The organism is Ancylomarina sp. (assembly GCF_041555295.1).
In the GTDB taxonomy this organism is placed as follows: Bacteria; Bacteroidota; Bacteroidia; order Bacteroidales; family Marinifilaceae; genus Ancylomarina.
Map to the genome: position 1 here is coordinate 1 of NZ_JBFFKR010000094.1, position 12,045 is coordinate 12,045.

At 38.1% G+C, this 12,045-nt stretch carries 8 protein-coding genes; all 8 read left to right on the forward strand.

The features are described from left to right. Positions 1 to 2,112, forward strand: a 2,112-nt coding sequence (locus ABY905_RS08600; RefSeq protein WP_372642564.1) for an ABC transporter substrate binding protein, incomplete at its 5' end; no start/stop codon positions are given. A gap of 116 nt (positions 2,113 to 2,228) precedes the next feature. Further along, positions 2,229 to 3,674, forward strand: a complete 1,446-nt coding sequence (locus ABY905_RS08605) for a sigma-54-dependent transcriptional regulator (RefSeq protein WP_372642566.1) — start codon at positions 2,229 to 2,231, stop codon at positions 3,672 to 3,674. Between the two features lie 318 nt (positions 3,675 to 3,992). Next, complete coding sequence (locus tag ABY905_RS08610; protein WP_372642568.1) at positions 3,993 to 4,508, forward strand: hypothetical protein; 516 nt, start codon at positions 3,993 to 3,995, stop codon at positions 4,506 to 4,508. Positions 4,509 to 5,069: 561 nt separating this feature from the next. Beyond that, positions 5,070 to 5,543, forward strand: a complete 474-nt coding sequence (locus ABY905_RS08615; RefSeq protein ID WP_372642570.1) for a lactate utilization protein C — start codon at positions 5,070 to 5,072, stop codon at positions 5,541 to 5,543. A 9-nt stretch (positions 5,544 to 5,552) separates the two neighbouring features. After that, a complete protein-coding gene (gene ldhH / locus ABY905_RS08620; protein ID WP_372642572.1) occupies positions 5,553 to 7,700 on the forward strand; it encodes an L-lactate dehydrogenase (quinone) large subunit LdhH in 2,148 nt (715 codons plus the stop codon). Between the two features lie 21 nt (positions 7,701 to 7,721). Beyond that, a complete protein-coding gene (locus ABY905_RS08625) occupies positions 7,722 to 7,883 on the forward strand; it encodes a hypothetical protein (RefSeq protein ID WP_372642574.1) in 162 nt (53 codons plus the stop codon). Between the two features lie 47 nt (positions 7,884 to 7,930). Continuing rightward, positions 7,931 to 9,589, forward strand: coding sequence for an L-lactate permease (locus tag ABY905_RS08630; protein WP_372642576.1), 1,659 nt, complete (start codon positions 7,931 to 7,933; stop codon positions 9,587 to 9,589). Positions 9,590 to 9,708: 119 nt separating this feature from the next. Beyond that, a partial coding sequence (locus ABY905_RS08635; protein ID WP_372642578.1) for an FAD-binding and (Fe-S)-binding domain-containing protein occupies positions 9,709 to 12,045 on the forward strand: 2,337 nt, incomplete at its 3' end.

Here is a 12,045-nt window from a genome sequence, read left to right on the forward strand (position 1 = left end):
ATTATTGTCTCAGATAACAATGCCTTGTCTTTTGTAAAAGATCATCGAAAAAAATACTTTCAAAATACGCCTATCATCTTTTGTGGGATTAATCATTTTGAGGATGAATTGATAGCGGGTTTGAACAATATTACGGGTATTTCTGAAGCTGTGGATTTGGAAGGTATTGTCGATTTGGTCTTGAGTACAAGACCCAATACCAAACATCTTCTTGTTATTAATGATAATAAAACGACTACAGCCAGGTTGAATAAACTATTGATGCTCGATCTTGAAACGAAATACAAGAAAAGACTGGATTTCATTTATTATGAGGATCAAAGCATTGAAGAGTTGGTTGGTAACATTCAAAAAGTAAAGGGTGACACTTCAATTTTGTTACTGACCTACAATAAAGATAAAAATGGGAAATTCATTAGTTTTCAGGACAATTTAGATCTTTTGGTTCCTCAAAGCAGCGTTCCTGTTTATATTGCATGGGCATTTTTCATATCCGACGGTGTGCTAGGTGGTAAAGTTGTTAGTGGTAAACTGCATGGGCGAATGGCTGCAAAAATGGTTCTTCAGGTCATTGCCGGAACACCTGCAGACTCGATCCCGATTTACCGCGAGCCGCTTGATGAGTACGTGGCAAACTATAAAGAGCTTAGGCGCTTTGGGATAAATAGAGCTATTCTTCCACCTGAGACGCATATCGTTAATAAACCTCAATCGTTTTATAGTGATAACAAGGAATGGATTCATATTGTTTTTGTAATTATCCTTTTAGCAACGATTATAATTCTTGTTCTCTCACGAGCGATATTACGCAGGATTAAGGCAGAAAAAGCCTTATTGAAGGAACAGGGACGATTAAAAGTATCGGTGATGCATGAGCGTTTGCTGGGTAAAATTGGACGCCTATTAAATGCTTCGCAAGATTTTAAAAATGTTTTGGACGATGTTTTAAAATTGATGACTGATCAGATGAATGTTGCACGGGTTAGTCTTTATTCTTTCAACGATTCAGCGAATGCTGCTGTTAAAATCAAAAGTAGGGTTTTAACAAAGGGGGATCGTATAAAGGATGTTGACCGTTTTTACTTTTCTGAAATAGAGAATGCCATTAGCCGTGTGAAGATGAACCTCAGTGTTGTTTCTACAGATTTATCAAATTTAAACGAAATAGAGCAAGAATATTATAGGAAGAGAAATATTAAGGCAGTTGTTCTTTTGCCGGTTATGGTCGAGAATGAAGTTGTAGGCTTGATGGGTTTTTCACAAAATGAAGTTCATAAATGGACTCGTGATGAAATTAGTATTTTCTTTTCAACGGTCAATATGATAGCGAATGCCTGGGAACGTAATTCTTTAATGAATGCCAGAATTGAGGCAGAACAGAAAAACGTTGAAGCTATGAGAATGTTGGAGGAATCTTCTCTTCTTGCATCAATAGGGGTTTTGTCAGCAGGTATCACTCATGAAATTAATCAACCCTTAAATGCCATTAAAATTTCAGCGGATAGCATTTTATTTTGGCAAAAGAGAAATCCAGGTTTATTGCCTGAAATGTTTGTAAGGAAAATCAATACCATCTCGGAAGAAACCTCGCGTATAGATGCTATCATCAAGCATATGAGAACTTTCTATGATAAGCCAAATGTGGTTTTAAACGAGACTATAGATATGGTTGAAGGCGTGAGAAGATCCTTGTCTTTGGTTAAACGTCAGGTTTGCGATCATAGTATTGAACTGATTGATGAGCTTCCAAGAGCTTCTGTTCTGGTTTGTGCAAATTATGTGCAGTTCGAGCAAATTGTTGTGAATTTAATAGTAAATGCCATTCATTCTTTAGATGAAGTTCAGAAGGTGAATAAGAAAATTAAACTCGTCGTGTATCAGGATTCTATTCATGGTGTTTTGGAAATTCATGATAATGGAATGGGTATTGAAGATTCCATTCGTGATAAAATATATGATCCTTTGTTTACGACCAAAGGTTCTGGAAAGGGGAGTGGTTTAGGTATGGCCATTGTCAAATTGTTTATTGATCGATTTCAAGGCGAAATATCCAACCACAATAATGAAGATGGGGGAGCTAGTTTTATTTTGCGATTTAAATTACAAGATTGAAAATAGATTTGTATTTTCGTCTTTAAATTAAGATGAAGCTCCATGAGTTAAATCTTTCTTAGATGTATGATTCAAAAAAAAGTACTCCATATGGAAAAATGTAATACAATAAACATATGAAAATTCTTATTGTTGATGATGATAAATCCAGTGGATCTGCAGTAGCGGAATTTATTGAGGAGCAATTGGGCTACCAAATAAAACTTTGCCACAGTGGAGATGATGCTTTGTCTTGTTTAAAAGACGACGATTATCAAATGGTCATCTCCGACATGAGAATGCCAGGTATTTCTGGCTTGGATCTTTTGAAAAGAATAAAGTTACTCCCCTCTGGATCTTCAATTGAAGTTATAATTATGACGGGTTTTGGAGACTTGGAATCATCTCTGGACGCTCTACGTAGCAATGCCTATGATTATCTGCTTAAGCCTGTTAATGTTGAGGAATTAGCCATTCTTATTGAGCGAGTTGCAGAGAGTATTCGATTGAAAGATGAAAGTTGCAATTATAAAAAGAATCTCGAAAATGGAGTTTCAAATGATAGAAAGGAAGAATCGGAACGAATTAATTTCTACGAAACAACAATACGTGATATAACCAGTGTTGGAAAAGTAGGTGTTTTTTCTGATGCCATGCGAGCTGTTGTAAAAATGGCTGAACAATTTCATGAGGACAGGTCAGTTCCTGTTTTGATTGAAGGAGAAACGGGTACTGGAAAAGAAGTTATGGCTCGTTTGGTACATTTCGGACACGAAAGTGATATGCTTCAGCCTTTTATTTCTATTAATTGTTCTGCTATATCTCCAAGTTTGTTCGAAAGTGAACTGTTTGGATACGATACGGGTGCATTTACGGGTGCACGAAAAGAAGGGAAACTTGGTAAATTGGAATTGGCACAAGGAGGCACGCTGTTTCTGGATGAAATTGGAGAGATGCCTTTGGATATGCAACCCAAATTGTTGCGCGTATTACAGCAAAAGGAGATGTATCGTGTTGGAGGAAACAAAGCCATAAGTCTGGATGTTAGGGTCATTTTCGCTACGAATAGAAATCTGAAACAAATGGTGGCTGAAAAAACGTTTCGAAATGATCTCTACTATCGTTTGAATACAGGCAGACTGTATATTCCCCCATTGCGAGAACGTAAAGAGGCAATTTTATCCTTTACTCAAGTCTTTTTGGATCAGTATTCAAAAAAACGGGGACGTCGATTTCGTTTCATCAGTAAGGCTGCAAAAAAAATATTACAGGAATACGATTGGCCTGGAAATATCCGGGAACTGAAAAATTCCATAGAAAGGGCAACACTGCTTTTTAACGATCTTGAGTTAAAACCTGAGCATTTACGATTTTTGCAAGCTGAAGACACTGATTTTGTGACTTCAGAACAAGCTCTGGTTCCTGGTAAAATCGTTTTACCTGATGATGAATTGGATATTGAGCAGTTGGAGTTGGAAATTGTTAGGAAAGCTCTAAAAAAGTTTGATAACAACAAATCTAAAACAGCAGACTATTTATGTATTACACGAAGTGCTCTTCGGAGTAGAATGAATAAACTATAAGCATTTTTATATGACCTAAAAGGAACGATAAGATTCTATCACTTAATAACAAAGCCAATCCTGCATCTGTCAATTACATATGCAGGATTGGCTTTGTTTGTGTGCGGTTTAGCACAGGTGTTCATTTTGGAAACAAGCGATTCTTGTGCTGCGCAAAATTGAACATTTTGATTCCGGATTTTATATTGTCTCATCTGCCTGTAAGTGTCATATAGTTAGTCTTTAGTGTTTTGTTTGGTTGTTTAGATCTTTAAAATAGATCTTTGGCACTTCTTTTGTCTTCCAATAAGCCAAAGTCTCACTTAAATTTGAACGGATATGGAAGTTAGAACCGATACACAGTTGAAAAAAACGATTTGTGGAAATCAGAATGAAAATCTTATGGATTCATTTCTCTTGAATTCAAAAAACTTAGGACACGATTCTTTGAAAGTTGAAAGTAATCTTTTTGTAGAAGCGGCTAAGCAGGAAAATGTTCAGTTTGATTTTATTCGATTGAAGAGTTTTGATCTGAATAAAACATCCTTTGATATCAGTAATTCCAGGAATGCCATATTGGAGGCTGATTTTGGAATAGCCGATTCTGGCAAACTGGTTATTAATACGCAAGATTCCGATGTTTTAGTGACAATGCTATTGGCTGAATCACTACATATTATTCTTCCTTCCAGTAAAATTCTTTCTTCTATGTCTCAACACGATCAGATGAATGACAAACCTGCTGTTGATATGTTTCGAGGCATCTCAAGTAATACGGCTGACTCTTATAATAACGAATTGAGTTTCTCACATGAAAATCTTCGAACCTTGATTTATGTCATTGAGGATCTCTAACAATTAAACCCATTCGTCTATTCACATAAGCCTCCATATAGTGGAGGCTTTTTTTATGCCACTAATTTATTTATATCCCGACTGTGCTTGCTCTGTACACATTTATGTCCTCAGTGTGGCACACCTTCACCTAGTCGCATATTCATACTGTTTTTATGAAGCCTCATAACTGACGAGAATAACTGTTGAAATCAAAGCTCTTTAAATTGAAGTGAGTGCTTTTCTATCTCGATATATAATAAACAGCTTCGTTATTCTTATCTGCCAATAGGCTGATTGATCATCAAATTCATCTTAAAATAGTGCATTGTTTCCTGTTCAAAAAGAGCCAAGTGTTCAGAATGGCATAGTCTGAGTTTTATTAGTGTTCAGAATTGAACAGCTTCGGAAACGATTTAAATCAATCACTACGCAAACCTTTTCGGTGGATAATGTACTGGTATCGAGACTTATCCCTCTTAGACTGATTCTGTATAGTAATGCGTGTGTATTTTTGGCACTCCTATTGGTTAGGGATTCCACAGCAAAACAAAAGACTAACCCCTGAATATAATGACAGCTATGAAATTACTAGATCAGTTTTTAGAAAAATCTGCCCTTGTTGGAAATGAAAACCGCATCATGAAAATGGTCGACTTCCAAAACGAGTTTAATAAGGATCAATTTGAATATATCCATGTTCCCAGTTTTGATTTAGCCCTTGATTGTCGTGCAGGCGAAGCTGGCATAGGGAGAGCATTAATCGAGGCAGATTTTGCTATTGGAGAAACAGGATCGGTTGTTATTGATAGCTGCAACGAGAATTTACGATTAGCAAGCTGCCTTGCCGAAAAACTAGATGTGATTTTCCCTTTAAGTAAACTGGTTGCCAGTATGCATGATGTTACCGAATTCCTCGAAGAAAGAACCTCGGGAAGTGGAGGCTACGTTGCGTTTATAACAGGAGCCAGTCGCACTGCAGACATTGAGCGAGTACTTACTGTTGGTGTACACGGACCAAAGGAAATGACAGTTATTATTTTAAACGACTTATAAGCGGACGCCATGACAATACAGACCCAAATAGACGAGAAATTAAACGATAAAGTATTGTATCAAAACCTTAAGGGTTTTGCTACAGCCTATAAGGCATCAAAAGAGAATGCCTACAAAGGCTTGGATTTCGAAGTATTAAGAACCAAAGTTCATGATTTAAAAGATCGTGATTTGAATAAAGTCATGCAACAATTCAACCTATTTAGAGAGAACGTTGAGAAGCATGGTTGTAAAGTATTTCAGGCCCATACTGGTGATGATGCCTGCAGGTATATAGCTGATGTTTTGAAAGATCATGGCGTCAAATATATGGTGAAGAGCAAGTCTATGACTTCTGAAGAGATTCAATTGAATCAGTATTTGGAGAAAGAAGGCTTGAGTCCTATTGAAACAGACCTGGGTGAGTGGATTCTACAGATTGCAAATGAACACCCCTCTCATATGGTGATGCCAGCCATTCATAAAACCCGTCAGCAGGTTGCTAAAATATTTTCTGATTATACTGGAGAAGATGTCGATCCTGAAAACATTAAGGCTATGGTCGAGATTGCCCGTCGCTTTCTTCGTGAATCTTATTTCAAATCTGGTGTTGGAATGACAGGTGCAAATGTCGCGGTTGCTAGTACAGGAACTATTGGTTTGGTAACCAATGAAGGAAATGCACGCTTGTCATCGACTGTGCCTCCAGTGCATATTGTTTTGGTTGGTTACGAAAAGCTTTGCGATGATTTTAGCCAAGCACTTGATATTGTTCGTGTTCTTCCTAAAAGTGCAACCGGCCAAATCATAACTTCCTATACAACTTGGATTAAGGGTAGAGTCCCATCTCATAAAAACGAGGACGGAATTAAAGAAACGCATTATGTCTTTCTTGACAATGGGCGACTGGCCTTTTTTGAACATCCTAAATTCAAGGAAGCTTTAAAATGTATTCGTTGCGGTAGCTGTGCCAATATTTGTCCTGCTTACGAAATGGTTGGAGGTCATGTTTATGGAGACAGATATATTGGCTCAATAGGTCTGATTCTAACCGCACTTTACCAAGGCGATGAGGCTGCCAAAGACATTCTTAAAATGTGTATTGGATGTAGAGCTTGTTCTTTTAATTGTCCTTCTGGGATAGATCTTCAAAGTTTGATATCTGATTTAAAACTCGTTGTAGGTAAAAAGTATGGCATTAATCCCATAAAAGAGAAGGTATTTAAAACTGTGGTTGCGAAACCCAAAAGAATGAAATCCCTTTTAAGTCTGGGCGCAAGTTTCCAATTCCCATTAACTACGACCCATAAGTTAAATCAGGAAAAAATAATAAAGACGGTTCCCATGTTGCCCAAGGAAATGGATTTTAGGAAATTTCCAGCATTGGCTTCCAAAACCTTCAGTAAGCGTTTTTTCAAGGATGGCTATGATCAGTTTTCGTCACAACGTAAAGTTTTCTTTTACCCAGGTTGTGCCATTGAGTATTTCTATCCTGAAATGGGATTGGCTATGGTCAAGTTGCTTCAAAAGAGCGGTATTCAGGTTGATATTCCTAAAACGGCAGCCTGTTGTGGTATTCCTGCAATTGCTTCCGGAGATCCCGACAATGCAAAAACAATGATCTTTAATACACTTGATAACCTCAGTGATGCTGCTGACTATGAAGCCCTATTGGTTCTTTGTCCAACCTGTGGAGGAGCGATTAAACATGAGTTCTTGGATTTCACAAAAGAAGATACTGATCGATACAAAAAGGCTTCTCAATTAGGAAGCATGGTGACTCCTGTTGGTAAGTTCTTGGAAGACAATAATATTAAATTCAAGGTGCTGGGGCAAAATACGGTAACCTATCATACGCCTTGTCACGATTCCAGATCACTTGATTATTCTGCCGAGGCATTCCTTTCAGCGGTACTTGGGAAACAATTTATTCCCCTAACCGATAGTAATGTTTGCTGTGGATTTGGAGGAACTTATTCGCTTGACTTTTCAAGCATTTCGAATGGCATATTGAATAAGAAAATTGAAAATATTGACGCGACTCAAGCCGATATTTTGGTTACTGATTGCCCGGGCTGTGTTATGCAGATAAATGGTGGTTTAATGCATCAAAAGAAAGCGATTAAGGTTATGCATCTCACCGAATTTATCGAAAAGCACTTGGTTGTTGTTGAGTAACTACTAATAAAAAAAAGCCTTATGGAATTCAATGAAAATAAGATGGAAACGAATAAAAATTTAGCCGATTTGAAGCACAAACTTGCTGCTTTGGATGGTATCATGCAAGTAGGATTTATAACAATACATCCGCATGATAATGATGACCCAATCAGGGATAGCAATAGTGAATTGAAGTCCTAACAGATCATATAATTAACCCATAATAATCACGACCTAAAATTTAACTTATGAACGCAATACTTGCATTTTCTCCAATTCTGCTGACCATCATCCTGATGGTTGGCTTTAACTGGGGTGCAAAAAAGGCCCTGCCTTTATCTCTATTACTAGCAATAACCATAGCTCTAGGTGTATGGGAAATCGACTTACACCATGTTTTAGGTTACTCCTTTTTCGGATTTTTAAAAGCATTTGATATTCTTATCATCATTTTTGGAGCCATTTTAATCCTGAATACCATGAAGATATCGGGTGCCATGGCTGCCATTAACAACGGTTTCAATGGTATAACAACGGATAGACGTATACAAGCGATCATTATCGGTTTTATGTTTGGAGCCTTTATCGAAGGTGCAGCTGGTTTTGGAACCCCTGCAGCCTTGGCAGGACCGCTTTTGGTTGGTCTCGGTTTCCCTCCTTTGGCAGCAGCTATGGTCGCTTTAATTTACAATTCAGTACCTGTTCCTTTTGGTGCGGTGGGAACACCCATTAGTGGTGGAGCCATGGCTACACTTAGCGAAAACCTTTCAGGTGTTGGTGCAAACATTGAAGGTTTTAAGTTGATGTTGACCAAGTGGGTTGCCATACCTAATGCTATGGTTGGAATCTTTATACCTCTATTAGGACTTATCATATTGACACGTTTCTTTGGAAAAGAGAAATCAATAAAGCCAGCTTTGGCTGCTGCGCCATTTGCAATCTTTGCAGGTTTGGCTTTTGTAGTACCTTATGTTTTAATTGCAGCGACTTTAGGTCCTGATTTACCTTCTCTTTTAGGTGGATTTATTGGTTTAGGGATTGTTATTTTTGCAGCAAAAAGAGGTTTTCTTGTTCCTAAAAAGAAATGGGATTTCCCAATAAAATCAGAATGGGAAAAATCATGGATGTCTAATGAAACAATACAGGAGCCAACTGAAAATAAGATGGGGCTTTTTAAAGCCTGGATGCCATATGCTTTAATTGCCATTATATTGGTTGTTACACGTATTCCTGCATTGGGATTGAAATCTTTTCTTGCTTCTCAAACTTTAACTATATCTAATGTGTTGGGTATCGCAGACTTAAATTATGTTTTGAAATGGGCATACCTTCCAGGAACGATTCCTTTTATATTGGTTGCTTTAATTACCAATGTAATGTATCGCATGAAGACCAAGGAGATTTTATCGTCTTGGAAAACTACATTTAAGCAAATCAACGGCGCAGCTATTGCTTTGTTTGCTGGTGTTGCTATGGTTCAGTTGATGTTAAAGTCAGGAACAAATGGTGCAGGATTAGATAGTATGTTAACCGTGATGGCTAATTCGATTGCCGATTTGTCTGGGGCTGCTTATCCTGTGATAGCGCCTATTGTTGGCGTATTAGGTTCATTTATGTCAGGGTCAGCTACGGTATCTAATTTATTGTTTGCTTCTCTGCAATTCGAAACAGCTTCCATTCTTCAAATTCCGGAGGTCTTGATTGTGGCTGCCCAAACCAGTGGTGCTGCTCTTGGAAATATGATTTGTGTTAACAATGTTGTTGCTGTTTGTGCAACAGTGGGTTGTGTAGGAGCCGAAGGAACCATTATACGCCGAAATGCAATACCCGCATTTATATATTATCTATTCATTATGATTATTCTTGTGGTTTTCATCGGTTTAGGCTTTGATCCAATGCCATTGTAAAGATACACGGGATAGGGAATTTGAATATTACCATACCATTTACCAGCTTGTTGATGAGCTCAAATTCATGACTGATTTAGGCTTAATCTGACATTGAAATCACATTAAAACACGAGACTATGTTGATAGGAAATTATAAAAAGTTTTACGACGAAATAAAATCAACGATTGAACCTTCGCGCTTGTATACAGATGAAATTAGAAATTTAGCTTACGGAACCGATGCCGGTTTTTATCGCTTAATTCCTCAGATCGTTGTACGAGCTAAGAATGACGATGAAGTACAAAAGGCATTGTTCTTAGCCAATAAATATGAATTGCCTGTCACTTTTAGGGCTGCGGGAACAAGTCTCGCAGGACAGGCTATTACCGATTCAATCCTCATAATCGCGGGGAAAAATTGGGAAGCATTTGATGTTCTTAGAAATGGAGAAGAGATTCGCATGCAACCAGGGATTGTGGGGGCTCGTGTAAATCAGATTTTGGCCCCTTACGGACGTAAACTAGGACCCGATCCTGCATCCATCAATTCCGCCATGATTGGGGGAATTGTGATGAACAATGCTTCGGGTATGAATTGTGGAACACATGAGAATTCGTATAAAACAATCCTTTCTGCACGTTTGATTTTTGCTGACGGGACCGTGCTTGACACGGGTAGTTATGAAAGCAAAAAGAACTTCATGAAAACGCATGCTTTTTTTATTCAGAAGATTGAAGAGATGCGCGATAGTGTGCGCTCCAATCAGACTTTAGCAGATCGCATTCGTTACAAGTATAGTATAAAAAATACCACAGGACTTAGCATTAACCCTTTTATCGATTATTTCGATCCCTTTCAAATTATAGTGAATCTGATGGTGGGTTCAGAAGGAACGCTGGCTTTTATGTCGGAGTTGACAATGAAGACAGTTGTCAATCCTAAGTATAAAGCCAGTGCCATGATTTATTTTCATGATATTGTAAGTGCATGTGAATCGGTTTTAAGTATGAAGCTTGGACCAGTTCATGGCGCTGAAATGCTCGATAGAATAGCTTTGCGTTCTGTTGAAAATGCCGATGGGATTCCTCCTTTTATCAAAGACTTTCCTGATGGTGTGACAGCAATTCTTGTTGAAACAATGGCTGATAGTAAGGAAGATCTTGATGATAACATTAATGAAATTAAATTACTTTTAAAGGGCTATAAAACGGTTCGTCCTATTGAATTTACCGATAAAGTTGAGGAGTATTCCAAATTTTGGAATATCCGAAAAGGGGTATTCCCTGCGGTTGGAGGTTTACGTGAAAAAGGAACTACCTGTATTATCGAAGATGTTGCTTTTCATCTTGAGGATTTACCACAAGCCACAGCTGATTTGCAGGAACTAATTGCCAAGTATGGTTATAAGGATGGTGTGATTTATGGACATGCTTTGGAAGGTAATTTTCATTTTATCTTCAATCAGAATTTTGACAAGCCTGAAGAGCTCGAGCAATACAAAAAATTTATGGCGGAGGTTGACTACTTAGTTGTTGATAAGTACGACGGTTCGTTGAAGGCTGAGCATGGCACGGGACGTAATATGGCCCCTTTTGTTAAGCATGAATGGGGAGAAGAAGCCTATCAGTTGATGAAAGATATTAAACAGCTGTTCGATCCCAAAAATTTATTGAACCCTGGTGTTATCCTCAATGAAGATCCTGATTGTTACATTAAGAATTTTAAGACACTTGCCCCTGTACATGAGATTGTCGATACCTGTATTGAGTGTGGTTTTTGTGAAGTGAATTGTTTAACCGCAGGTTATTCGCTTTCTGCACGTCAGCGTACTGTGGTGCAACGAGAGATTAGGCGTTTGGAAATGACTGGCGAAGATAATGATCGTTTAAAAGAATTAAGAAAGGGCTTCGATTACTTAGGCGAGCAAACTTGTGCAGGTGATGGTTTATGTGCCACATCTTGTCCTGTTGGTATTGATACTGGCAAGTATATTAAGTACTTGAGATCGTTGAATGTGGCCGGTGATCGACCACAAAAACAGAGTCAATGGGTTGCCGATAATTTCCAAAAATTGGGTCCTGTCATTCGTGGTAGCCTTAAGTTTGTTAATGGTGTACATACAGTAATGGGTACAACTTTATTGGGAGCTGTTGCCGGCGGATTCAGAACCGTGAGTGGCAATACGATTCCACTTTGGACTGCAGCTATGCCTAAAGGAGCTAATGCTCCAAGTCCGCATCCAATAAATAAAAAGAATCCATTAAAAGTCGTGTATTTCCCATCCTGTATCGCTCAGACCATGGGGCCAGCCAAAGGAGATCCTTATAAACAACCTCTACATATTGTGACTCAAAATTTATTGGAAAAAGCGGGTTATGAAGTGATTTTCCCAGAGAAGATGAGTTCTTTGTGTTGTGGTACACCATGGGAAAGTAAAGGATTTGTGAAGCATGCCGATCAGAAATCTTCTGAA